The 25823-nt window shown below is 48.2% G+C and carries 25 protein-coding genes; 3 read left to right on the top strand and 22 right to left on the bottom strand.

Going from position 1 to position 25823, the window contains the following annotated elements; translation table 11 throughout:
• The first annotated feature begins 8 nt into the window (after window positions 1-8).
• Window positions 9-683 (top strand): response regulator transcription factor, encoded by a 675-nt coding sequence (locus PV783_RS16005; protein WP_111578649.1) that lies wholly within the window; start codon window positions 9-11, stop codon window positions 681-683.
• Between the two features lie 35 nt (window positions 684-718).
• Window positions 719-2002 (top strand): sensor histidine kinase, encoded by a 1284-nt coding sequence (locus PV783_RS16000; protein ID WP_420988714.1) that lies wholly within the window; start codon window positions 719-721, stop codon window positions 2000-2002.
• Window positions 2003-2013: 11 nt separating this feature from the next.
• Here the strand turns inward: PV783_RS16000 and PV783_RS15995 are convergent, their stop codons facing one another.
• From PV783_RS15995 to PV783_RS15980, 4 genes are all read right to left on the bottom strand, one after another.
• Window positions 2014-2940: a transporter gene (locus PV783_RS15995; protein WP_420988713.1), complete on the bottom strand. Its 927-nt coding sequence runs from the start codon at window positions 2938-2940 to the stop codon at window positions 2014-2016.
• A 12-nt stretch (window positions 2941-2952) separates the two neighbouring features.
• Window positions 2953-3993, bottom strand: a complete 1041-nt coding sequence (locus PV783_RS15990) for a cytochrome-c peroxidase (protein ID WP_420988712.1) — start codon at window positions 3991-3993, stop codon at window positions 2953-2955.
• A gap of 11 nt (window positions 3994-4004) precedes the next feature.
• Window positions 4005-4823 (bottom strand): MbnP family protein, encoded by an 819-nt coding sequence (locus PV783_RS15985; protein WP_420988711.1) that lies wholly within the window; start codon window positions 4821-4823, stop codon window positions 4005-4007.
• Between the two features lie 76 nt (window positions 4824-4899).
• Window positions 4900-5295, bottom strand: coding sequence for a hypothetical protein (locus PV783_RS15980; protein WP_420988710.1), 396 nt, complete (start codon window positions 5293-5295; stop codon window positions 4900-4902).
• A gap of 165 nt (window positions 5296-5460) precedes the next feature.
• On the opposite strand from PV783_RS15980, the gene PV783_RS15975 reads away from it, so the two are divergent.
• Window positions 5461-5934, top strand: coding sequence for an RDD family protein (locus PV783_RS15975; RefSeq protein WP_079467934.1), 474 nt, complete (start codon window positions 5461-5463; stop codon window positions 5932-5934).
• A gap of 73 nt (window positions 5935-6007) precedes the next feature.
• On the opposite strand, the gene PV783_RS15970 is transcribed toward PV783_RS15975, so the two are convergent.
• From PV783_RS15970 to PV783_RS15885, 18 genes are all read right to left on the bottom strand, one after another.
• Entirely contained in the window at window positions 6008-7141 is a 1134-nt protein-coding gene (locus PV783_RS15970) for a formylglycine-generating enzyme family protein (RefSeq protein ID WP_420988709.1), read from the bottom strand.
• 37 nt (window positions 7142-7178) lie between these two features.
• Window positions 7179-8156 (bottom strand): HAD family hydrolase, encoded by a 978-nt coding sequence (locus tag PV783_RS15965; protein WP_420988708.1) that lies wholly within the window; start codon window positions 8154-8156, stop codon window positions 7179-7181.
• Window positions 8157-8187: 31 nt separating this feature from the next.
• Entirely contained in the window at window positions 8188-8748 is a 561-nt protein-coding gene (locus tag PV783_RS15960) for a DUF4136 domain-containing protein (protein WP_420988707.1), read from the bottom strand.
• 31 nt (window positions 8749-8779) lie between these two features.
• Window positions 8780-9592 (bottom strand): hypothetical protein, encoded by an 813-nt coding sequence (locus PV783_RS15955; protein WP_420988706.1) that lies wholly within the window; start codon window positions 9590-9592, stop codon window positions 8780-8782.
• Between the two features lie 17 nt (window positions 9593-9609).
• On the bottom strand, window positions 9610-10668 hold the full coding sequence (locus PV783_RS15950) for a DUF481 domain-containing protein (protein ID WP_420988705.1): 1059 nt from the start codon (window positions 10666-10668) through the stop codon (window positions 9610-9612).
• Window positions 10665-11684, bottom strand: coding sequence for a hypothetical protein (locus PV783_RS15945; protein ID WP_420988704.1), 1020 nt, complete (start codon window positions 11682-11684; stop codon window positions 10665-10667). The genes PV783_RS15950 and PV783_RS15945 overlap by 4 nt, the downstream gene beginning before the upstream one ends.
• Window positions 11685-12020: 336 nt before the next feature.
• The gene (locus PV783_RS15940) at window positions 12021-13361 is read right to left on the bottom strand and encodes a BatD family protein (RefSeq protein WP_420988703.1); all 1341 of its coding nucleotides are present in this window, start codon (window positions 13359-13361) and stop codon (window positions 12021-12023) included.
• Window positions 13355-15082 (bottom strand): VWA domain-containing protein, encoded by a 1728-nt coding sequence (locus PV783_RS15935; RefSeq protein WP_420988702.1) that lies wholly within the window; start codon window positions 15080-15082, stop codon window positions 13355-13357. Before PV783_RS15935 ends, PV783_RS15940 begins: the two co-directional genes overlap by 7 nt.
• The gene (locus PV783_RS15930) at window positions 15075-16067 is read right to left on the bottom strand and encodes a VWA domain-containing protein (RefSeq protein WP_420988701.1); all 993 of its coding nucleotides are present in this window, start codon (window positions 16065-16067) and stop codon (window positions 15075-15077) included. Before PV783_RS15930 ends, PV783_RS15935 begins: the two co-directional genes overlap by 8 nt.
• Complete coding sequence (locus PV783_RS15925) at window positions 16045-16545, bottom strand: DUF4381 domain-containing protein (protein ID WP_420988700.1); 501 nt, start codon at window positions 16543-16545, stop codon at window positions 16045-16047. Before PV783_RS15925 ends, PV783_RS15930 begins: the two co-directional genes overlap by 23 nt.
• Before the next feature lie 6 nt (window positions 16546-16551).
• The gene (locus PV783_RS15920) at window positions 16552-17502 is read right to left on the bottom strand and encodes a DUF58 domain-containing protein (RefSeq protein ID WP_420988699.1); all 951 of its coding nucleotides are present in this window, start codon (window positions 17500-17502) and stop codon (window positions 16552-16554) included.
• Window positions 17502-18461: an AAA family ATPase gene (locus tag PV783_RS15915; protein ID WP_420988698.1), complete on the bottom strand. Its 960-nt coding sequence runs from the start codon at window positions 18459-18461 to the stop codon at window positions 17502-17504. The genes PV783_RS15920 and PV783_RS15915 overlap by 1 nt, the downstream gene beginning before the upstream one ends.
• A gap of 70 nt (window positions 18462-18531) precedes the next feature.
• Window positions 18532-20085, bottom strand: a complete 1554-nt coding sequence (locus tag PV783_RS15910; RefSeq protein WP_420988697.1) for an arylsulfatase — start codon at window positions 20083-20085, stop codon at window positions 18532-18534.
• Window positions 20086-20269: 184 nt separating this feature from the next.
• On the bottom strand, window positions 20270-21124 hold the full coding sequence (locus tag PV783_RS15905; RefSeq protein WP_420988696.1) for a hypothetical protein: 855 nt from the start codon (window positions 21122-21124) through the stop codon (window positions 20270-20272).
• Between the two features lie 5 nt (window positions 21125-21129).
• On the bottom strand, window positions 21130-21843 hold the full coding sequence (locus tag PV783_RS15900; protein WP_420988695.1) for an outer membrane beta-barrel protein: 714 nt from the start codon (window positions 21841-21843) through the stop codon (window positions 21130-21132).
• 17 nt (window positions 21844-21860) lie between these two features.
• Entirely contained in the window at window positions 21861-23057 is a 1197-nt protein-coding gene (locus tag PV783_RS15895) for a BamA/TamA family outer membrane protein (RefSeq protein WP_420988694.1), read from the bottom strand.
• A 55-nt stretch (window positions 23058-23112) separates the two neighbouring features.
• Window positions 23113-23646: a hypothetical protein gene (locus PV783_RS15890; RefSeq protein WP_420988693.1), complete on the bottom strand. Its 534-nt coding sequence runs from the start codon at window positions 23644-23646 to the stop codon at window positions 23113-23115.
• 16 nt (window positions 23647-23662) lie between these two features.
• On the bottom strand, window positions 23663-25813 hold the full coding sequence (locus PV783_RS15885; RefSeq protein ID WP_420988692.1) for a hypothetical protein: 2151 nt from the start codon (window positions 25811-25813) through the stop codon (window positions 23663-23665).
• Window positions 25814-25823 lie beyond the last annotated feature (10 nt).

Here is a 25823-nt window from a genome sequence, read left to right as displayed (position 1 = left end):
TTAGTGCCATGAAATTACTGATTATAGAAGACGAGATACAGCTGGCACAAAGCATTATCTCTTATTTGTCAGGCGAAAATTATGTATGTGAATATGCCGGTACCTATCAACAGGCATTGGCAAAAATAGAAATGTTTGAATATGAATGTATCCTGCTGGACCTGATGTTACCCGGTGGCGATGGTATCAGGTTGCTGGAAGAAATAAAGAAAAGGGATAAAGAAGAAGGCATTATTATCATTTCTGCGAAAGACTCCTATGAAGATAAAATACAGGGATTACAAACCGGGGCAGATGATTACCTGGCCAAACCCTTTCATTTACCGGAACTATCGGCCAGGATCTTTTCCATCATCAGAAGAAGAAAATTCAATAACAGCAATATTATCCGGCAAAATGAACTCACCATTAACCTGTTGTCGAAAACAGTGCTCATCAATAATGCGCCGGTAATTCTCACCAAAAAAGAATTTGATCTCTTACTCTATTTCATCGGCAACAAAAATAAGGTCATCTCTAAAAATGCACTGGCAGAACACCTGTCGGGCGACATTGCCGGGATGCTTGATGATCACAACTTCATTTACGCCCACATCAAAAACCTGAAAAAGAAACTGGGCGAGGCCGGGTGCGGTCATTACCTGAAAACTATTTACGGCACCGGTTACAGGTGGGAAGTATAGTTTATCTTAGCAGCCTTAAAGCATCCTGTAAGGCTATGAATAAGTTGCTTAATAAATCGATGAGGTCATTTGTGCTATACGCCGGAATTGTGCTGGCATGCAGCATTCCCGCCTATTACGCCATTATAGATTTCATATGGGCACATGAATTAAAAGAACATAACCGCATTGTAAGCGCTACCACGCGGCAAAACTTACAGGCCCTTTCTCTTACTGATAAAGAACTCTCCGAAACTGTGGCACTCTGGAATAAACTGCAGCCGGAAACACAATTACAACCTGTTGCCGCACTACGGCCAGACTCCACGTATAACATCTACCGGAAAAATAAATACATCCCCGCCAAGGGCTGGGACAGGTTCCAGGGGCTGGTTACCTATTTTACGATCAACGGAAAAGTATTCCGGCTTACGCAGGAAGTTAATATGGAAGAATCGCATGAAACCATCATTGCCATTGCAGGCGTAGCATTCCTTTTCTTCCTGATCCTGCTGGGTGGTCTTATTTTTATCAACAAACGGACATCGGAAAAACTGTGGCGTCCTTTTTACAGCAGCCTGCAAAAGATCCAGTCGTTTGACCTGCACAGGCAGTACGCCATTGAATTTGAAAAAACCGGGATTGAAGAATTTGAGACGCTCAATCATCATCTTGAAAAACTCATTGCAGGTAATATTGCAGTGTATAAACAACAAAAGGAGTTTACCCAAAACGCCTCACATGAATTGCAAACACCGCTGTCTATTGTGAAGTTTAAGCTGGACCTGCTGCACCAGAGCAAACCGATTACCGACGAACAATCTGCACTCATTGATGAAGCACATCAGTCGTTGTCGAAAGTAACGCGGATCAATAAAAACCTGCTATTGCTGGCGAAAATTGAGAACAGCCAGTTTTCCGGGAAAGAAGCCATCAATTTATCTGCGTTGCTGGAAAAACATATTTCGTTGCTGGATGATTTCCTGGAAGACAAGCAACTGCAGGTAATAAAACATATTGCACCGGACGTGGTGTTATCCGGCAATAAAACACTGACAGAGATCCTGCTCACCAACCTGATCATGAATACGGTGCGGCACAGTCAGCCGAAAGATACGGTTACCATTACGCTAAAGACACACCTGCTGGAGATATCCAATACAGGCGCCATGCCGCTGGAGGAGAAAATGCTTTTCCGGCGTTTCGGCACTTCCTCCCCCAATACAACCGGCACCGGTTTGGGGCTGGCTATTGTGCGCCAGATTTGCCAGTTGCATGGCTGGCAGGAAAGCTATCGTTTTGAAAATGGCTTTCACCTGTTTAGCATTGCATGGGCATAACAATATGCGGACTAAAACAGATAAGTAACGTGTACCATTACACGATTTCCGGCTTTAATCCTGCTGTCGGCCAGCTGCTGTGAAATAACGGGTTGAAAATTACCTCCCACGGAAACAACGCCCATAGTGGCTTCCAGCCCCACGGTGGCCAATAGCGAGTGCCCGCCGGAAATATCCACTGTATACTTTTTTGCTTCTGTATCCTTTTCCGCTGTTTCGTACAGTATGCCTGCATTGGGCGCCAGCGTTACTTTTTCCGCTGCTCTTATTTTATAATAACCCAGTATGTTTGCCGTGAATTTATTTCCATACTGGTAGTCGTATTTATTAGCGGTGTTAATCTTGTAGCTTACATTGGCATTTACGCCGAAGTCCATTAGCCGCACATCGTACATGGCATTTAAAGTGAAGTCGGTGCTGGCGGTGCCCAGCTGGAAATTATTGGGTGTGTCTTCATTTTCCTTATGCTCTGTGGGCTCATATTTCCCGGTGGGTACTTTTATCCCCCCTCCTATCCATAACGATTGTACCAACAGCTTACCGTTGCCGGTGGTGTATTGTTTATCCAGCAACTGGTAGTAGCCCACCACTGCTATATCGCCGATACCGGATTTACGCAGGGTAGCGCCCTGGTTTTCGCGGCTGTTGAAATTAACCGGTATGAAGCCCAGCACGCGGAAGCGTTTGCCGATGTTCCACCCTCCCCAGAGCTCCGCTGTTTGGTAGGTTTCGTTGGTAGTAAGATAGGAAGTTGTACCGCCAGGACCCAGGTGGGAACGCAGTGTTTTATACTGGTACCGCACACCGATGAACTTCTTTTTAAAATCCGGCAGCAGGCCGATATAGTAGCTTCCTACGCCACAGCCGCAGATATCACAGGCCCTGGCTTCATAGATGCCGGTGATGATACCCATCAGCAACAGTAGTATTTTTTTCATTCGTTACATATTTTATTGAGATTCTTCTGAGAAGCGTTTGTCTTTAACAAAAACCCGGTCGTTCAGTGTGTTGAGGAATACCAGCAGTAATTGCTGTTCTGCTGCACTGAGCGGGATGCCGGGCTTCGTGTTCATTTTCAGCAACGGATCAAGCGTTGGATCGTCCTGTACTTCCGATGCGTAGTGATTTAATACGCCCTGCAGCGTATAAAAGCGGCCATCGTGCATATAAGGGGCGGTATAAGCGAGGTTACGCAAACTGGGCACTTTGAACTTATACCGGTCGGCAGGGTTCAGCGTGATCGGGTACCGGCCTTCATCGTTGTTGGGACCGGCGCCGATACCATTATTCCGGAAGGAATGATCGGTGAACAGCGGCTCCTGGTGGCAGCTGCTGCATTTCTGTTGAAACAAGGCATAGCCTTGCTTTTCCGCCGGTGTGAAGGTGGCCTGTTTACGGGATACACTGTCGTATTTCGACTGATCGCTGACCACCATTACCATAAATTGCGAGAGTGCTTTCATCATCCGGGCAGTGGTGATTTCTTCTGTGCCGAATACTTTTTTAAACAGCGCCGGGTAAGGCGATGTTTGACGTAGTTTATTCAGCACGTTACCCACCGTTTCATCCATTTCCACGAAGTTGGTGATGGGCGCTACCGGTTGCAGGTCAAGGTCAAAAACACCGCCATCCCACATGAAGGCGGTATTCCACGCCAGGTTCATGATGGGCGGGGAATTGCGGCTACCCAGCCGGTCGTCGATACCATGACTTACATCATGTCCGTGATGGGTGAAGGCCGCGGTTTGGATATGACAGCTGCCGCATGAAATGGTATTATTACGGGAGAGCCGTGGTTCGTAGAACAGCTTGCGCCCCAGTTCAAAGCCTTCTTTGGTGACGGGGTTGCTGCCCAATTTATACACCGGCGAGGGGAATCCTGCGGGCTGTTGAAAACCGGTAAAGGCATCCATCTCTTCTTTTAATTCGTTGCTTTTACTGCATGCCGGTAAAAGGAGTATCAGAAAGATACTCCATCTTAGTTTAGTCATGACCGTTAGTTTTAGTTCTCCGTATGATCGTGGTGGAACATGTGGGTATAGTTATCTGCAATCTTTGCGCTGAAGTCGCCAAACATCACCGTGGGATTGGTTAAAATGCTGACGGTAGTAGCGCCGTTGAACATTTTCAGGATGTCTACCATGAGATGGATGTTTGCTTCCCTGCCCCGCCGCACTTTTGCTGTGCCGCCGGCGCCGAGGTTGATGGTAATGGTCCTGTTATTGTTTAAGGTAGGCGCGCTGTATCCGCCGAAGCCGCCGATGTGGTAGCGGAATTTATGTTGACCGCTGGGATCTGTTGGCGCGGCATCTGAAAGCCCTTCCATTTTAAAGAAGATGTATCCCATATTCCAGCCCCAGTACATGCCGTCGTCCATTCCGGCGGAAGGGTCCAGCACGCCGGTGCGCTTACTCACGTCCATTACGCTGCTCAGGCTGTCTACCCCCAGGATGAAACTCAGGGACGTGTATTCTCCTTCCGGTACGCGCACCTTTACAAACTGTGACGCTGCTTCTGATTCTGATACGAGGAAATAGCTGCTGTCTTTGGGAACAATATATTCCTGTCCGCCTGCATTTCTCACTTTAATATTGGTGATGAAATATTTCAGGCGATCCACTGTAAAGGTCTCTCCTGCTGCGTTGATATAAGAGCCCGTATTGAGCTGGAGGTTTTTATCGCCGGCGATGTTATCAAACTGAATGGATAACGTGGCTTTCACGGTTTCATCTGCTACTGGCGTGGTGTCGTCTTTTTTGCAGGCGGATATGCCGCTGCTGATCACCAGGATGGTGAGTATAATTTGCGGGATACGATACATGTTAAATGGTGTTATGAAGAAATAATTATGAATGGTTCGGGCAATAGATGGCCCTGCCTGTAAGGAATACAGGGCTTTAAAGCATATGCGAAACTCCCGCGATGGGTGGGCGGAAAACGGCTGATGGCTGGTCAACGGGAACGCCTATATTAAAACACAGTGGATAGTTTGTGCGCAGAGCAGTGAATGCGGGTTTTAAAATATTATTATCAGGGAGATGGGCATAGAATATTTCGCTCCTGTTATCAGTTTTACTCCAGGGGCTTTCGTGTTCTTTCCTGTCTTCTTCGCGGAGTTGTTTGGTAAGGTGGCATTTACCGTTACAATGCAGTTGTGGTTGATTGCGGTTAACGCATAAATTTTTTGCGATGTACTCCTGGTTTACATAAAACCCAAGCAATACCACATAACGGCCTGATAGCTGGCAAAGCCAGATCAGCATTAAAAGTACCGTTATCATTTGTTTCCGCATTCCTTACGTGGGTTAAATTCCCGGCAAAGTTATTTCATTCATAAATGTTTGCCTGAAAATGAACGGGACAATCATTTAGATAAAGAGACTTTTTAAATAAAACGTCTTCCGGAGAAATAAAATCAGATTATTATTTCATATTTTACTGTCAAATCCTTTTAACCTATGGAATTACAAACACAAGAATCCATATTCACCGATGAAACATCGCTTGAGATGGCTGGTCATGGCCGGCGTCTTGCTAATTATGTCATAGACCTGATTAGCTTTTATATTGTCCTGATAGCTGTAACGGTACCTATTACTATTGTATACCCGGACCTGCTGGACTATGCAGATTCACCTGGCGGAAACTTACTGGACCGGTTGTTCGCCATGCTGGCATATGGTATCTATATGGGTGTGGTGGAAGCGGTATTCAAGGGAAAGTCGCTCGGCAAACTTATCACCGGCACCCGTGCAGTAAACGAAGATGGTACGGAGATATCGGCTAAAACTGCTTTCCTGAGGGGATTGAGCCGTGCGGTTCCATTCAATGCCTTCAGTGCATTTGGCGCCTGGTGTCATCCGTGGCACGACCGGTGGACAGATACGTATGTGGTTGATGTGAAGAAATCGATTTTACCGTTGGGGAAATAATTTTCGCGCTTATACCAAGAAAAGCCAGCAACGGGTATCCCTGTTGCTGGCTTTTTTATAGCCGTTTTTGTGATCATTTATTTTGCACCAGTATTGTTTTCGCGTTGTCGTTTCCTTTGTCTTTCACGCAGCGAAAGCCGATATGAGAAGCGCCGGAATCAAAGGAGGTACCTCTTCTGGCACTGGGGCGGTAGTTTACGCAATAGTCGTTGGCACATAAAAAGGAGCCGCCTTTGGTGACTCTTTTGATAGCGTACTGGTCTTCCGGATCATAAGTACCGGCGGGCCCCTGCGGATCTACCTGTACAGCGCGGACATTCATTTTTTTATAGTAAGAGGCATCGTACCAGTCGGCAGTCCACTCCCACACATTACCGGTCATATCAAACAGTCCGTAGGCATTGGCCGGGAAACTGGCTACCGGGGCGGTTCCTGCAAATCCATCTTCTCCCGAATTCTTATCCGGAAAATGGCCCTGGTAGGTATTAGCCATATAATGTTCACCGGGTTTAAAATCATTTCCCCAGGCGTAGCGTTTCTCCGCCTGTCCGCCTCTCGCGGCGTATTCCCATTCTGCTTCTGTGGGCAGGCGTTTGCCGGCCCATTTTGCATAGGCGTTGGCATCTTCCCAGGCAATTTGCACTACAGGGTGTTTCCAGCGGCCATCAAGATTACTGCCGGGGCCTTCGGGATGTTTCCAATCGGCGCCGGCCACCCATTTCCACCAGTTGGAAATATTATCGGTGCTTACCGGGTGACCGGGGGCAATGAACACCATTGCACCGGGTACCAGCAGGTCATCGTCCGGCTTAGGTGTGCCGGGGGGTAATTGTTTCCGTATGTCTTCCCACACAGGTTTGCGTTCTGCTACAGTTATGTATTTGGTCGCATCTGTAAACGCTTTAAAGTCTTCGTTGGTGACTTCCGTTTTATCTATCCAGAAGCCATCTACCTTAACAGGATGTGCGGGTCTTTCCTGATCATAAGCATCTTTTTCATCGGTGCCCATCATAAACTGTCCGCCGGGAACCCAAACCATGTTTGCGGGATCTTTTTTACCTGCTTTATCCGCAGCAGCGGCATACCTGGAAGGAACAGCGCAGCAGACCGCCTTCCCCACTTCGCCCGCTGCCTGCTGTTCCGGCTGTTGCTGGTTGCAGGAAATAACTACCAACAATAACGGCAAATACGTGCTTCTAATCATCATTTTAAATCTCTTTAACAGATAACAAAAAAGACAATACTCACTTGTTAAAAACTGTTTTCCAGTCGTTCTTTACACTGATTACCTGCCAGTGATATTGAGTCGCCATGCCCAGTGATTTATTACTCTTTTCTTCATATTTAAATTCGCGGGTGGCATCATCATGATTCACCAGCAGTTGAAGAGAAGGATAAGTATTTCCCTGGGAGAAACGCAGCATATATACATCGCCTTCCCCACCTTCGTTACCACATGCCAGGATAGGTCTTTTTCCTATATGGTACTGGATATTAACGGGCTTCGCCTGTTTGTCGTTGAGAGTATTAATACCGGACATGCGGTAAATATCATTCACACCGGCACTGTCCACATACCGGTATTTGAACTCCGTTCCTATTACCTGTTCCGGCGGAATGCCGTACCAGGGCCTGCTGATAGCGCGCATCAGCTCAACGGTGCCGCCAGAGCAGATGAATGTTTTAAACCCGTTCATGCGCAGATAAGCCAACAGCTCCAGCTGGGGTTGGTATAATACCTGCGACAACGGCACATTGAGCGAAGGATGTTTCACGGTTTCAAAAAAGAGTTTTGCTTCCGCAGCAAATTCTTTTTGTGTTAAGCCGGTATGCGTAACATCAATCAGTTCTATCAGTCCTTTTTCCCCGGCTTTGGCAAACCAGGCTTTATCATTTTCCAGCACTGCTTTAAACGGTTCTTTGTTTTTCAGGGACGGATTGGCCTGCACCATGCGATGAACGCGGAATACGGCGAAGAGCCCTTGTATAATTGGTTTTTCTGCCCATAGCGTGCCGTCGTTGTCGAAGGTGGCGATGCGGTCTTCTACCGGTACAAATTGTGCTGTTCCTTCCGTGGTTACCGTTTTTACAAAACTGATGATGGATTGTTTTACTGCACCATCGTTCCAGGAGGGCAACGGGTCCTCCTGGGCCGACAGATGGAGGGAAAAGAATAATGCGACAGATAAACACCACCATGCTTTCATGCGGGTTGTCACCATAACTGTTAATTTATTGCTGCATAAATTGCTTTTACATTTTTGCCGGGAAGCTGGCCATGATTTTTGTCATAGCAGCAGGGATCTTTGTATCCGGATCCTTGATGGGTCCATCGATCTGGCTGTTGCCTACGCCCTGCCAAAGTAATTGTTTTTTCTCCCGGTCTATTACATCAATGATCACGGAGCCGTCAATATATTTATCCACAGAAAAGGTGGTATTGCTGGAAGCCATACCCATTCCGCCACCCCAGTAGTAAGGTCTGTAGAAACCGCCGTAACCGTAGTAGTCGGTATTGGCTGTTACACTCTGACCCTGTTTGGCCACGGTGATTGGATTCACGAGCAGGTCTGCACTTGTAGTATCAGACTGGGTATAGCCTTTGGCTACCATAGCGGCCACCACGCCACTGTTGATACGATCCCTGTTTAGTTCGCTGACCGGGCTTTTCTGACCGGCGGGATTATACAGGGCGAAAGTTTTGTACCCGGCAAAGCTGGCCTGTTTGTTCACGTCGGATGTTACTTTCAACGTGGGTCCGCAGGCGGCCAGCATCAATAGTGCAATGGCAGAATAGAGAAGTGCTTTTTTCATGACATTCAGTTTATGTGAGGTTGTAAAAGAATTATTTCACTTTTTTTGCCCACTGCAGGTTCATTCCAAAAAACACCTGGTAGGCGGGCTGGCCGGTCCCTTCGCTGTATACCGTAAGTTGTGGCTCAATAAAAACGTTCACCATCATATTGTTTGCCTTGAACACTTTACCAACGCCCAACCCGAAAGGAATGAGGGTACGTTGGTTTTCAAAATCAAACGTCCAGGTAGCGCCGGCACTCCGTGCATATAATCCTACTGCGATATTGAAAGTAAGCGTTGGCTGAAACGCCAGCACGCTCACGTCTGCGCGGTCTTCCTGTCCTGCAAACGAATGCTGGTAGGTAATCAAGGTACCCAATACATGTCCGCCGGGAATATGATGTATGGCTACAAACGCGCCGCCCGCCTGCCATTTGCCGGTGCCGAGGTAATCGTTGCTGCCGGTGGGGAAAACTATCATGGGCCCCACTGCCAGATCGGTGGAGGCGCCGTTTTTGGAAAAACGGATTGCATCAAAGATCTGGATATCACCCAGACCGGAATTATAGCCCATCTTATTGTCTGCCGGCAGGGTGGTAAACGGAATAGTGGCACGGATGATTTGTCGCCCGGCTACCATTACTCCCCGCAGGTTCATGGTATTGGATACTTCCGTAGTGCCCCGCTGGTGCATGGTGATAAAGTCGTGAAAACTGATCTGGTTCAGCTCCGCCAGGGGGTTATTGGATTTTGCAATTTCCTCCTGCGACAGGGCTCCACCGTGAGGTGGCGCCTGTTGTGCCTGGAGTAAAGCGGATATTAGCAGCATACTGCATACAACCAGTAGTTTATTACATTTCATTTGAACTGAATTAAGTATTACCATGAATATCCGATGCTGAACACTGTTCCAAAATCCACTTTCTGAGCACTTACATCCGGTGGTTTGCTATCGTAATCGAAATAAAACTGCACGTTCAGGTTCAGGTGCGTTACAATTTTCCAATACAGTGTAATGCTCTGATCTACACGCCAGCGGCCTTTCTGCGATAAGCTAAAGAACAATGAATTGGTTGCCTGTAATGTGAGATAGGGCGTGCCCAGCTCATACAGGTAATAATTCACAAACAGTGGAATTTCAGCAGAGAGTGCGCGGTTTGTATCTGTACTGTCTGTGCTGTATTCCTTCTGAATAGAAAATCCTGTAGCGGCTCTTAAATCATTCTTCCTGCTTTTAATGAGTATGGGCCCTGCTCCTTCCGCCAGCTGCATACGTGCGCTCAAACCTAACTCTGTGCTGCGCTGAAACTGAACAGAGGATACTGCAAACCATTTCTTCCAGAACTCGATATATGCCTGTACGGCCAGATCTGCCTTTTCTATTCCTTTAAACTCGTTGTCGATCGTATACATCAGATCTCCCGATGTAAGGAACAACCAATTCTTTGTGCTATATGTCATATTATGGCTCTCATTCACACGGCCTATATTACTGGAACGGGAGTACGAAAAACCAAGACTGGCAGAACCATCCAGCCGTTTCCAGAAATTATCATCCATGTTTTCTATATTATCCAGGTCTTCAATAAACAGTTCTGTGGTATCTTTCTCCTGTATGATCTTTACCCATCCGGGGCCACGACCGGGTTCCAGGATGCCCAGGTACCTGATGTTCGCCACACTTTCTATCCGGTATAACTTCCTGCGCGCTGTAATTGATTTTATATTTCTCAGTTTAATAGTTACCAGGTCTTCCAGTTTATCGGGGTCCAGGGAGAGCTCTCCCCGCTGGATCTGTTTTACTTTTCCGCTGATCTGGTCGCCATCCATAAACTCAATCACATCGCTTTCCTCCGGGTGTAACGTCTGCGCATATACTAAAACAGGCATCATGAAACAACCGGCCGCCAATAACAGTATGGTGCATATCCATTTCACCAGCGCCACCTGTAGTTTCCTGATAACAAAAGCGATTTTCGTCCACCGAGGAAGCCGGCTTCTGTTCTAACCTGCCATCTTTTATTAAACTGGTACTGCGCGCCTATAACCATGCTCCAGTTAGATACCGGATTTTTCTTCAGCGAGTAATTAATAGTGATATCATCAGGAAGATTATTCATTTTATTCAATACGGCTTCGGCTATACGTTTCACCACTACCTGTTGCGGGCGGGGTAATGCCTGGTACCATTGTTCTGTTTCGTCGATGATCTTCTGCGCCTGGACCGGGTCCATAGCGGGTTTGAGATCTGCCAGATCAATAGAGCCGCTGGTGCCTGTATTCACAAAAAAACCGGTAGCGCCTACCCATGCTGCAAACGACTTTCCCGGTTTCTCTCTGAACTGGAAATTATATCCTACCCTCGGAGTTACCATGAACGTCTTTACTACATCATCCAGCTTGTCCAAATGTGTCCAGGTGTAATTAACATCGGTAATGGTGATGATACCATGATAACCGCCTGCCAGTGTGGTACCGAGGCCCATTGTATATCCCTTGAAATCCGCTTCACTGGAAAACTGGAAAGGTGCGTTGATATTTACGTTCGTTTTTGCCTGTACCAATCCTATAATACCATAAAGGTCCACGAAAGGCAGTACCCAGAGATCCAGGCGGGTAGTAACGCTTTGCATATGGGCCTTTACATCGCCAAATTTTATAAAGTCGAGTGGTACCGGTTCCATGTCGTTAAAGCCCACTTTCAGGTCGGTGATATTTACTTCCTGTTGTCCGCCCATTAGGTTGAGCATGGCTCCTACCGGATATTGAATGCTAAAGCCTTTTTCTACCATCTTGCTACCCAGTATCGGGAAGCGGTAGGGATAACCGGCCCGGCGGAGACTATCTTTATAGTGCTTTTCCTTGTCACCTATTTTCATACCGGCTCCTGCCTGGGCCATTGCCGTGGCTTCCAGCAGTAGCAATGAAAATGATATGAGTGTATATTTCCACATGGCTGGTATGAATTAAAGTGAATGGCAGGGAGAGAACTCCCTGCCGGCTACATAGGTTTTGCCAACTATTGTATCCGTTAATCTTATTCTTATGACGATAGAAAATTTTTGCATGGACATCCTGGCGTTTGTGGCATGACAGGTCATGCCGGTTCGGCAAATAGTTACACTAAAAGGAATTAATGTCAGGATGATGCTTGCTTGCTATGCTCAGGATACACGGGTGTGATAACCGGTTTAACAAAGGATTGTTGCTGCGTGGAAGGGAGTATATCTCCCTTGTCTGAATATTAACATCTCATAAAAGGAAAAAGTTCTGATATAAAAAATAATACTTCAACTTTCTGTCCATTGCCGGTTACCGGGCTGTATAAAATTATCTTTCTGCTGTTTCTTTACACGCTTCTTCTTGCTGCGATAACTGCGGAAGCAGTGTTTCAGTTGCGTGATGGTGATATTATTACCGGGTTTATCACCATATACTCCCGCCTCATAGCTGGCAAGATCCTGCAATGTGCCTGTTTCCTGTTGCCTGCGGAGCGTAACCGCTACCGCAGGCGACTGACCGTTTTTCCGCCACCGGTCCCACCATTGATAGAGCGCGGCTGTTCCCGGATTCTTCATAAACTTCCGGAACCAGTAGCTCTCACTTTGGCGGTATTGCTGCAGGAGGTATTTTACTTTTTTTGTGAGATAGCGGCCGGATCTATACAACAGCCACATCAGCAACAATACCGTTGCTGCATATAAACAAGCCTTATACCAGATCATGCCTGCTATTATGAGCGGGCCTTTCCTGGCCGGTTCTAAAGGCGTACTGGCCTTATCCAGGCTATCCTTCAGCGTGGTGAGCATTCCCAGCTGCGGATTATCTGCCACCTGTAACTTTACGGCTGGCAAGGTACGTGTATACAACCGGGCGGCGTATGGATTCCACCAGGAAATTTTTTCCGGCGGCAGTTCAAACGTGCCTGCTTTGGTGAGCAGCCAGGTGGACGACTGCACCCGTTCGCCATTGGCGGTATAGTCGTTACGCGTATCCTTCAGCGTTATCTTACCCGGGTAAACTTCCGCCCACGATACTTTGCCGGGGGGCTGTGCGGGAATAAACTGCGGCAGGGTGCCGCTGGCGTTGGTGGTCACGGTTCTTTCAATCACATCTCCTACTTTGAGTGCGCCCAATGGCTTGCTCCAATGGTCTGACAGTGTCACATCACTGGCTACCAGCCATTCTTCATCTGCCGGAAAATTCTTAGGTATGGGCTTCACCACAAAAGATACCGGTGTGGTGTGCAAGGTGACCTTGCTGCTGACGGCGCTGCCTTCCGGCGGCGTGGCTACTGTAATGGTAATGGATGGTACGCTGAACATGCCTTCCTTATAAGGAAAAACAATATAATAGAACTCTATACCTGAATAATCGGTGCCGTGATCTGTGAATCTGCCGGCCTGCGATTGGGTGAACGGCACCACAAAAGCGCCAGGGATCTGTATATTGTTGAACTCCGGTGGCTGCGTGTACCAGGTAGCTGTGAGCACGGTATAGGTAACCTTAAACGGCTGTTGAATGTATACATCATTCCTGTCCAGCGCTACTTTGGCAAAGCATTTCAGCTGGGCATGCAGCAGGTTGCTGCAACAGAGTATATACATCACCGTTATACAATACTTTACCATCGTTGCGTTCCTGGTTTTACCTGTTGATAATCCCGTTTGCGTTGCAATTCAAATCTTTTATGCAGAAATTCACCGGGGTCGGCAGGTGGCCGGCGGAGAATAATGTTCTTCATGGTGTTGTTGTTGTTGCTGGTATCCTTACCGGCTTCTCCCGACTGGCCTTCCTGTGCCTGGTGGATATTGGATTTCACTTCATCGGTCATCCGGTCGCCGGTTTCGGGCATGTCTTTTACTTTTGTGTCGGCGGAGAGACCCGGGTCTCCTGGTTTTAGTTTGCGTTCTTTGAGGGGGCCATTCTTTTTATCTTCCTTCACTTTTTTATCCGGCTGATCCAGTTTCACGATGGAATCCACCTGCATCTTTTGTTTGCTTACTTTGCTGATACTGTTGCCTGCTTTACCTTTCAGGGCAGGGTCCAGTGATACGGCGTCTGTAAAGGCGTTCATCGCTTCATCATAGCGACCCAGTTTTGCGAGTGCCAGTCCGCGGTTATACTGCCCGGCAGCAGAACTATCCAGGGCATATAATGCCGCAGCTGCTTCATAGTCGCCCGCCTTATAAGCCGCGGCGGCTTTATGCGTAAGATCGGAGAACCGTTCCGATGCCTGTGCATAGGCTTTCTCTTTATATAACACCTGTCCCTGGTAATCCTTTGTGTACCACCAGTCGGCTTCGCGGCTGTTTACGCTGCAACTGGTTAACAATAGGCTTAAAGGAAGGAAGCACCATTGAATAGTCCAGCCCTTTCTGAACCACAGCAGCACCAGCAATCCTACCGGGATGATAACGAGGTATCCCATATCATCCCAGGCTTTTTCATCAGTCCGGGTATCTTTTTCAAAAATGAGATGTTCACGTATACGTTTAGCAATACTGCCTGCATCAGTGGTGTCAAGCGTTAAGCGGTTCACCCGGATACCGGGACTGGCAGCGAGTGATTGCAATACACCTTCATCCTGCCGCGAGATAGCTTGCGGAAACCCCGGCACCTTAGCGCCGGCCGGCGACGACATCAGTAATATTTCGAGGTGATGAATGGAGCTGTTTACATAGTTGGTAAACAGTGCTGCATCGGCAGCACTTACTTCATCGGTGAGGAGCAGTACATTGCTGGGCGCCAGCACAGGATTCATGAGCGTATCGATGTACTTCATGAGCAGGGGCGTATTGTTACCCGGCACCGGCATTTCGTTGGTACGGAGTGCGCCTGCCTGTAGTTTTATCAAACTATAATCCGTTGTAAAAGGCATTACCAGATGCGGAGTGCCTGCATAAGCTATCATGCCCGCCTTTGCGCCGGGGTGTGCATCCAGGAAATCGCAGAGTTTGAGCTTTGCCCTTTCCAGCCGGCTGGGTGGAATATCTGTAGCATCCATAGATGCTGAAAGGTCCATTGCCACCAGCACTACCGCCTGTACCTTTTGCCCAGGGATCACGGTGCGGTGCCATGCCGGTCCTGCAATACCGATGATAGCCAGGGTTATTCCCAACGCAAAAAAGAAGAGCGGCCACCACATGGCGCGACTGCTGCCCGGTGAAAAAAGATATGGACGCAATACCGGTGAAATAAGTTGTTTCCACTGCTGTGGTTCGCGGTTTCCGATGATGAGGATGAGAATAATAAGCAGCAGTGGAATAAACAGGTAGAGTACTGCAGGTCGCAGGAAATGGAACTGCTGCCAGTTGATGGGCCAGTGAATAGGTTCAAGCATATCACGCATAAGGCAGCCATTTACGGGTGAGGTGATAACTGCCTGCCATAAACTGGAATACCAGTGCAAGTATAACGCCGGCGGCCAATGGATAGTAATACAGCAGGGTAACCGGTTCGTAGCTTTCTTCCTGGTATTCTACCGGGGTGAGCGCATCCAGTGCTTTATATACGCCGCTGAGTCCTTTTTCATCCAGTGCGTTGAAGTATCTGCCACCGGTGGTGTGCGCAATGGCTTCCAGGGTGTGTTCATCGAGGTCGTATCCGCCGCTGCCGGAGGCTTTCCCGATGCCTAACGTGTAGATGGTAATGGAATCTTTACCAGCCATGCCGGCGGCATCTACGGGCAGCAGATCGGTACCGGTATCTACCCCGTCGGTGATCAGCAGCATTACTTTTTGTTTCAGTGTATCCTGTTTCAGTATTTTTACACTGTATGCGATGGCATCGCCGATGTTGGTCATTTGTCCGGCCATACCTACCTCTGTTTGATCGAGCAGCCAGTTGATCATAGGCAGATCGGTGGTAAGCGGCGCCTGGATATATGCGTTGCTGCCAAATACTACCAGCGCCATCTGGTCACTTTTTCTTTGTGCGATAAATTCTTTCATGAGTGATTTCACGGCCTCCCAGCGGGTCGTGCGCTTACCATTTACCACCCAATCGGTTTGTGCCATGCTGAAAGAAATATCCGCGGCGATTAAAAAGCTGCGTACTGTTTTAGGACGTTTGCCGGGTTTACTTACATAACGGGGAGAAGAAGCCGCTGCCAGCAGGCAAATCCAGCAACCTATCAATACCATGTACATCCAGGTATTTTTACGGGTGATCCAGGCTGCTTTCCGTGGCCTGGCGCCGGAAATGGCCACCGCACGTTGAAAGAACGGGGCAATCAGGGCCGTACGCCGCCGGCGCAGCGGCGGCAGCAGTGCAAATACCAACAGTGGTAGTGGTAATAGCAGCCATACCCATTTATAGGCGATTTCCAGGTGCATGTTTATGATAACGTATCCAGTTTTGGGTTTTTGAAATAAAGCGATTGGTGTCCGCGGTGTTCACAGCCTTTGGATCGCTGTATAATGTATCAGTGAGCAGCTGGCCGTCTTCCGCAGAAAACTCTTTCCTGCGGAGGTTCTGCCGGTTCAGGAAAGTGATCCATTCATGTCCGCGCAGACCGGCTACTTTTTCACGTCCGTATATTTTCATGGCAATGCGTTTCATCAGCATATCCGCCTCGTACAATTGCTGCATACATTCCTGTTGGGCATGAAGGGCCATCATGCGTTTACCCAGCCACAGCAGGGCATCGCGGCGATACCTGTTGCGGTACCGGTACCTGGCAAACCTGTATGCGCCGAGCAATAGCAGCAGTACAAGCACTACGCCTGTAATATACCATCCCGGTGTATGAAAACTGAACGGCACCGGCGCCGGTTCTATCAGTTCTCCGAATTGTTGTAAAGGTTGTTGCATAGCATATCAGTTATTGGTTTTTCCAAAAAAGTGCATGATCTGGCTGGTTACCGGTAAGGCGGTATCTATAAATATTACGGGTATACGATAATTCCTGAATCTTTCTGTGAGTGTGGCTTTCATGGTTTCAAAATTTTGCGTATAGCTGTTACCGTTGTGTTTACTTTCATTATTCCATAATAACTGTTTGTTACCGTCGGTGAGTACCAGCCGGCCTGTGGGGAGCTGTGCATCCAGCGGGTCTGTAAGGTGTACCAGCATTACGTCGTTGTGCGCGGCAATATGTTGAAGGTGACGGATGGTATCATCATCTATCTCAGAAAAATCGCTGATCACGGTTACTACATAATCGTGTGTAACCAGCGTACCGGTCCTGTGCAGGATTTCATTGAGCACAGGCGTATGTGGCCGGACTGTTGTGCGCAGCGGCAGTTGCGCATTCATTTCTGCAATACAGGTAAGTAAATATTGTACATGTGATTTACTTCTGGCAGATGGAATATATTCATTGCCATCTTCATTAAAAACGATGCCCCCTACCCTGTCGCCGCGGCGAACGGTATAAAATGCGCTGAGGGCAGCTACCTGTGCGGCTACCACGGATTTCATACGTTCCTGTGATCCAAAAAAGAGGGTGCTGGTCTGGTCCACTACAATGAAGGTGGGCCGTTCTTTTTCCTCATTGAATACTTTGGAATGCGTAACGCCTGTGCGAGCGGTTACGCGCCAGTCGATATTCCGGATATCATCACCGGGAACGTATATACGTACTTCTTCAAAATCCAGTCCTCTTCCTCTTAATTTAGACGCATGCCGTCCTGCCAGGATGGTATATACCGGATGTTGTGGCAGTAACGGAATGTCCTGCACATAATATTCAAAGCGCATCATTTCATCGAGGGTAATGACTACTCCCGGAGGATACGCGCCGGCGATATGTTTTTTCTTTTCCTGCATTATGGAACGGCTACTACTTTTAACAGTTCGTCAATTACCTTATCGGCGTTCATACGGGCTACGTTGGCTTCGTAGCTGAGAATGATACGGTGCCGGAGTACATCGTGCACAATAAACCGGATGTCGTCGGGCGTAACATAATCGCGGCCATTGAGCCAGGCTACTGCGCGGGCGCAGCGGTCGAGGCCAATGCTGGCCCTGGGGCTGGCGCCGTAGTTAAGCCATTTGGCCAAGCCATCGTTCAGTTTTTCCGGGTAGCGGGTACCGTTTACCAGGTCCGCGATATAGTTAGCGGCGGCATCGGATACTTTTACCCCGTTGATTTCTTTGCGGGCGTTGAAGATCACCTGTTGCGGAATGGCAGCTGCAGCGGCTTCCTTCCCTTTTGATTCTTCGCGTACCAGTTTCACGATACTGATCTCACTTTCCTGGTCGGGGTACGTGATGTTGATCTTGATCACAAAGCGGTCCAGTTGCGCTTCCGGCAGCGGGTAGGTCCCTTCCTGTTCGATGGGGTTCTGGGTAGCGAGCACCATAAACAGTGGTTCCATTTTATGGGTTTTGCCGGCCACGGATACCTGCCGTTCTTCCATTGCTTCCAGCAGGGCCGACTGTACTTTTGCAGGTGCGCGGTTTATTTCATCTGCCAGCACGAGGTTGCTGAAAATGGGTCCGGGCTGGAAAATAAATTTCCCGGCGGCTTCCGGCTGATAGATCTCGGTACCGGTAACATCCGCCGGCAGCAGATCCGGGGTGAACTGGATGCGGCTTAGTTTACTGTCGAGGTGCTTTGCCAGGCTTTTCACTGCGCGTGTTTTCGCCAGGCCGGGCAGTCCTTCCAGCAATACATTACCATCGGTGAGTAAGCCGATGAGGATTTTATCTATTACGTCAGGTTGACCAATAACATCGTCGCCTATACGCTTTCTGAGTTCTTTTACCTGTTCTAATGTAGTCATTGTAAGAAGTGATTAAAGAGGTTGCTCCGGTAATGGAACAACCTCTTTTTGACATTAACGAACAACACACCTATTTTCTAATGCCTTCTTTTAACGCATTGGTAAATTCCTCTACATTGAAACTGGCTGGCTTTTGCCGTGGAGGGAATTGTTTGTAGGTAGCCAGGTAAGCGCCTACCTCTTCTGCCGAAGGCAAAATAACAAACGCGTGGTCCATAAACCATTTCTCATAATATGCGCTCGCATGATCGTGTGCATATTCAAACGGATCTGACCGGAGATCTTCCAGCAGAGGGGCCCGCAGTTTATCCATTGGCTCTCTCCACACTGCCATTCCTTTAGCATTCTGGACCATATAATTAAATTTCCAGCGGTCTCTCCTGTAAGCCATCAGATCCCCGTCGTCACTGAAATAAAAGAACTGGTGACGCGGGCCTTCCTTTACCTGGCCGGTGAGATAAGGTAACATGTTGTAACCATCCAGGTGCACTTTAAAGTTTTTGCTGCCTGCCTGGAATCCGTTCAGCACCTTAGCAGGCAGATTAGCGTCTCCCCCTGCTGCGGCTACCAGGGTAGGAAGCCAGTCTTCCGCAGAAAAAATATCATTATAGGTGGTACCGGGTTTAATATGACCGGGCCAGCGAATCACACATGGAACCCGGAAGGCGCCTTCCCAGTTCATGTCTTTCTCACCTTTGAACGGAGAAGCTCCTCCATCAGGCCATTCGCATTTCATGGCGCCATTATCTGTAGAATAAATAACGATGGTATTTTCAGTAAGTCCGTTATCATCCAGGAACTTCAGCAGCTCTCCTACCATATCATCATGTTCTACCATTCCATCTGCCTGCAATCCCAAACCTGTACGGCCTTTTGAGCCTGGCTTCAGATGTGTGTTGATATGCATACGGGTAGAGTTAAACCATACAAAGAATGGTTTGGATGCGTCTTTTTGCCGCTTCATAAAATCAGTGGCAGCCGCATAAAATTCCTGATCCACGGTTTCCATTCTTTTAATGGTTAATGGGCCGGTATCTTCAATCTTTCCATCTGCGGTTGATTTTATTACACCGCGCGGGCCATATCTTTTTTTGAAAGCAGGATCTTTGGGGTAATCTTCATGTTCTGGTTCTTCTTCCGCGTTGAGGTGATAGAGGTTCCCAAAAAACTCATCGAATCCGTGTGCAGTGGGCAGATACTGGTCCCGGTCGCCCAGGTGATTCTTGCCGAATTGTCCTGTGGCATAACCAAGTGGCTTTAAAAACTCTGCGATTGTCGGATCTTCTTTGTGGAGTCCGATGGTAGATCCGGGCAGGCCCACCTTAGTTAACCCCGTGCGGAAAGGACATTGGCCGGTAATAAACGCAGCCCTGCCTGCGGTACAGCTCTGCTGACCGTAGTAATCCGTAAACATAGCGCCTTCACTGGCAATACGGTCGATGTTGGGCGTTTTAAAACCCATCATACCACGGTTCCAGCAGCTGAGGTTCCATAGCCCGATATCATCCCCGAAGATGACAAGGATATTTGGTTTCTTCTGCGCGGATGCTTCCTGGAACGGGAGCGCCGGTGAGAATAGGGCCACACAAACAAGTAGCCGGTTAAAGATTGGGAAGCGTTTCATATAAACCATTGTTTAAGTACACAAAATCTCCGTCGCACAGGATAAACAGGTTTACCCATAGCATGGAATAAAAAGCTGAGATGATGCAATTTGGTTTATACTTAAGAAGGGAATCTTTGTGTTATAAACACCGGATCTTTTCTTTTGTTTATTTTTTTTTGAATTGATCCGGTGTAAGCTTTAATTACCAGGGTTTATTTCCGAACGACCAGGTAGCAGACATGGAAGGCCCGTTGAAACCCCATACCAGGTGCCCTACAAGATTTTTCTTTGTAGCGTCTACTTTAAAATTAAAACCGGTGTACCCGGCGGTAACGCTGAGGCGTTGCACTACACGGTACATTACCTGCACGTTTGCTGCGATGATGCGGCCGTCGATATTATCGATGTTCAGTGAGAAGTAGCTTACTTCACCGGTTACAGCCCATCGCGGTGCAAAGGCGTAGCCACCCCATATACCAATGTCGGGCAGTGGCGCTGTGAAGCCATAGCTATCGCTGGCCGCGAAGCCGGCACTGTTTGCATAACCTGCCAGTCCTACGTCTACCTTAATGATGTGTGCGCCTATCATGATCCCTGCTTCCGCCTTTGGTTTGCTGAGCAATGCATAGCCATAGGAGAAACGGTAAATGTCTGTATTAAAAAAGCTCGTCACGCCTGCATCAACCGGGTAAGTATGATCACCAAACGTTACGTCGCGGTCGAGCACATGTGCGGAATTGCGCTGGATGCGGTAATAGCCCAGGTCAAAACGTGACCGCCGTCCGGCGCGCCATTGGAAGTCGCCCAGAAACGTATAGCTGGCGGTGTTATATCCCAATGTATTTTCAAAACTGATTTCCGTACCGCGGGTACCGGCAGTATTGCCTACACTGATGCTGGTGTGATTAAACGGTATAAAGAAGCCTGCCGAAATGCGAAAGCGGTCCACATACCACGGAGGCGTGGCTTTGTGTTTATGATGCGTATCGTCAGCAGCCTGTGCAAAAACGGTCATCTCACCAATTAATAATAAAAACAGGAGGATCATTGTTTTCATAAGAATTATTTTTTGCCTGATTTACTCCCACCGCCAATGGGTATTCCTACGGCGAGTAATGCCTGCCGGTTATACGCGCTCATGTCGGTGTTCTTATAAATATTCACGAAACCAAAGTTGAATTGTGCGTTCAGCCGTAACCCCCTGCCTTTCATTAATACGTACTGTATATCGAAGGTGGCGCCTACATCGGCCAGATGCGTATAGTCTTTACTGTTATACCGGTACGACAGCTCACCCTGGTCCATTGATTTCTGATAGATGTCCCTTGCGTTTGTTCTTGCGCCGAGATGTGGACCTATGGCTAATCCGAAGGAGGGACTGAATTTATAGCGTATCAATGGCGCCACGGTAATGTAAGTAATGTTGCGGTCTATTTCCGTTCCAACCAGTTGCGGATCATCGGGGGTAATAAATGTATTTTCATACCGGATGTCTTTTGCTCCTTTAGGTGATTTCATCACGATGTCCATTACGCCCTGCCATTTATCATTAAAATCATAACTGGTGTAGGCGCCAATAGCAAAGCCGATGCGGGGGCGTTGCCCGGTAGCGTTTTCCAGCCAGCTGGAAGAAGCGCCGAGTATAATGCCCAGCTTCAGGCGGTCGTTCGTGATCTTTTTTCCAAACAGCAATGCGATCAGTGCCTGACCGTTTAATGTCTGACACGCCATTAATAACAGGAATACTACGAGGCTGTATTTTTTTAAATAAGACATATAAAAAATTTAAGCGGTCATTTCAGCCATGCGCTGCCGAACTGTATGTAGAAACCCCATTGTTCGGGGCCTCTGGCAATATCTGCACCCATGTATAAACCAAACTTGCGGGCCAGCAGGTACCTGAAACCGGTACCATAACTATAATCCCAGGAGGCCGATCCGAAATCCGGATAATCGTCAAACGCTTTACCTACACCGGTAAAGAATACGGCGCTCCAGCGCCTCACGATGTTCCACCGCTGCTCTGTTTCTATGAGCATGTTTACATCTCCCTGGTAACGTCCTTTCGGAATACCTCTTAAATCGATGGATGGTTTGTAATAAAAGGGAATATCTCCCAGCACCTGCTGCATATCTGCCCGGAGGCCGCATACCCATTTCTTTTTATGGCCAATGGGGATGTAGTGATAGGCGTATACTTCGAGGTTGGTATAATCGAAATCACTTCCGAAAATATGATTGGAAAAATTGGCGCCTACGTGTAGCTTGGTGCCTTTGCCGGGTGTAAACTCATTATCTCTTTTATCATATTCCACCAGTATGCCTGCAATGCTGCTGATATTATCCATTTCCTTTGGTTTAAATAATGAATCCGGCAGGACGGATTTTTCCAGCTTAGCGGTGGTTTTGGTAAAGATGTACCGGATGCCTGCATGCCAGTTGGAGAAGCCGAGTTGTTTCTGCACCTGCAGGAAAACGGGGATCATTTTAAGGTTCACGCCAAACTCTGTTTCTCCTTTTACGGGGAGTGTTTTGTAGAAGTCGATGTTCATATCGAGATAGGCCGCAAATACTTTATAGCGCACTCCCCAGGGGATGATGGTACCGCTTCTGCCGGCGCCGCCGCCCCAGCTTTTGTTAGCGGTATAAAAACCAAATCCGCCGGTTACATCGGGCGGTATGGCGGCCATGTTCTTATGCTTTTTGTAACTGGCCGGCTGGTGTCTTTTTCTCAGGAGCACGGGGGCAATAGCGCCACCAATACCCACAGCAGGCTCTGTGATCAGGATGGGGATCGGGATAAACCCGTTTGCATCGATCATAAAGTCGCTGAAATCAATGGCATGATCCAGTGAATCGCGCAGGCTGATCTTTTTTTTGTGAGTTTCCCTGGAGAGGGAATCCTGTGCAGCTGATTGCAGGGAGATCCCTGCAATCAGCCAGAGGAAGATCAGCCATTTAATTTTTATTAAGGGAGATATGATATGCATGCCACTTCATTTTATCCGGATAGTGCCTGTTACCTGTTGTAATGCTGTGCTCCCGCTAATTGCGGGTAAGGTTTTTTATATGTTGCACAGTCCCTGCCTTGTCTGATTCCAGTTCTTTGATAAAGGGCAGTTGTTGCTGGATGTATACACGGGTGGATTGTTCTATATAATTATCGAGTTGAAAGAACTTGGCGGCACGGGTTGCGCCCAGCACCTTATTCATTTTCCGGAAGTAGCGCATTTGCAGGCGGCCAAATTCGAGGTCGTTGTTGATCAGCTGTTTGGTGAGACTATTCAGTTTTGCGTTGTCGAGCGATGTGAATTCTTCGTTGTACATCTTCAGCAGGGCAATTCTTTCTGACAACAAGGGACTTTTTTCTGTTTCATATTCCAGGAAGGCTTCTTCAAAAGCCCTTTCTTCCAGCGGGGAAATCTTCAGGTTACCGGCCAGCAGGGAGAGTTTGTTTTTCCCGAAGATGGTGGTTACGAGGTCGTCTTCCACTATGCTATTACTTACTATGGCAGCGGTTTGGGCAGTAACGTTGTACGTGATGCTCATCATCAGCAACCAGGAAATCAATGTTCTCATATACTACGTTTTAGAGTTAATGTCTTCTTTGAAATCCGCCGGAGCGGAAGTTGCCCTGCGGGCGTTGGAACGATTGCCGGAAGTTTTCGTTGTGCTGCCAGCCCCGTTGTCTCTGCTGAAACTGTTGTTCCATCTGTTGCCGGCTTGCACCGTCTGAAGCGGGACGCCATTGATTGCCTTCCCGTTGCTGCCAGCTGCCGGAATTGTTTCTTTGAAATACGTTCCCGTTGTGGTCGGCCTGGATATTGGGCCGCTGGATAGCGCCGGATAAGTTATTATTCCTTGCACGGGACACCGCTCCCTGCGTAGCGCCGGATAAATTGCCCTGCGTAGCGCGGGAGATGCGGCCCTGCGTGGCGCCGGAGAGATTCCTGTCTCTCGTTATCACGTCTGTACGGTGATTATAAATATTGCCGGTGTGGTTATAAAAGTTATTGACGTGGATGTTGTTGATCACCACCGGTCCGCGGCCATATACATGCGGATAAGGATAAAAGAACGGAGGACGGTAAACAGGTGGTCCCCACCAGCCACCGCCGAAGTTGTAGCCGATACCAAAATGAAAGAAGCCTACACTTACACCGAAGCCGATGCTCCAGCCGGTCCAGGGATTATACGACATCCCGAATCCCCAGGTAACCGGTCGGGGATAATACATACTGCCGTACCACGGCGCATAGGCATAGCCTGTACCATATACCACTGTGGGGCCCATTACATAGCAACCCGTGTAACCGGGTGTGTAACCCATGTAGATTACGTCGGGCGTTACATCATACACGTACACATATTTTACATTGTACACCGGTGAGCCGGGAGGTATTTTATCCACGTCTGCGGGTCTGCTGGTGGCGGCGGTCCACGGACCGTTTGGCGTGTTGCCGGTAAACCATACGCCTTTGTCCACTACATAGTAGGCATTGCCTTCCTTCAAAACGGTGGAAGCCGTGTTAACAGCATATTCCAGCCCTGTATTTGACACTGCGGCGAACTTTGGCGCCCCATCATAGGTAACCGTAGTTGTGGCCTTTTTACGGTCTACTTTGGCTGTTTGCGGCACCTGTGCATCCATCACGGCTTCTTTTGCAGCGGGTGTTCCGGGAACGCTGGCCAGCACCACATCCTTTTTGGTGCCTTCCGGTATTCTGGCAAAGTCTTTCGGCAGGTTATCAGGCGCTACATAATCCCAGGGGCCCTGCAGGCTGCGCGACAGGTACCACCGGCCCGACAGCAACACATAATATTCCTGTGTGGAGATTTGCATAAAGATGTTATCAGGAGAATTGCTCATATAGAGCAGCGAGGTACCGGCAACAGGCGCAAAGTCGGGCGTACCATTGCTTTGAAGCAGTTCCGCGGGTACGGTGCTTACCACGATCTGCGGCAGCGAGTCCAGCGGGATCGGTGTTTCTTTGTTATCAGCCGTTATTTTCTTTCCTGCTTTTTGTATGGCGGATGGCGGGTTCTTTGCAAAGGCCCAGTAACCGGTAGGGTTAGATGAACTGAACCATCTCCCTCCTATAAACAAATAATAAGGGTGACCGCTTTTCTCCTGTACAACCAGGAAAGGCGTATTCACTACGCGCGACATTCCGAGACTTTTATCCGGTTGTGTTTTAGGTTCTCCATCAATAGTGACCAGCAATGAATTTTGTTCTTTGAAGATGATCTTCGGAGGATCATTCTTTAGTGCAGCACTGGCGGCGGCGGGATTATTTTCAGCGAGCTCGCTCAGCAACTCATCCAGTGTTACATGCAGATCGTGCTTTGGTAATTCCTGTTCCAGTAAACTTTTTAGTTCTAACACTTTTGTGGTATCTGCATTACCGGGAAACTTTACGCTTTCAACTTTCAGTTCCTGCATGGTAACAATGCGCGTATCCCTGTTTGTTTCCACTTTTGCATGCAGCCATACTGCCCCGAAAACCGGGTCTGCGCCTGATTTCTGAAAGGATATGGCTGCAATAGCAGACAGGTTATTATTACGGAACGATTGCGGTTGGGGTTGGTACACGCTAATGATACCCTGTGAAGTTGAGATATGATAAGGCCACTGTTGCGCTGTTGTGCAAAGCGAGAAGCTACTAAGGCAGAACATCCATAAAAATATGCGGTATAACATCATATGCTTTTGCTTTCGTTGGGTGATAAAGAAAAAAGCTGTCATGTCCGTGAAA

It is taken from the genome of Chitinophaga sp. CC14 (genome assembly GCF_048957795.1).
GTDB classification, from domain to species: Bacteria; Bacteroidota; Bacteroidia; order Chitinophagales; family Chitinophagaceae; genus Chitinophaga; species Chitinophaga ginsengisegetis.
The sequence above is the reverse complement of the archived record's forward strand: the minus strand, read 5'-3'. Positions and strand labels throughout refer to the sequence as shown.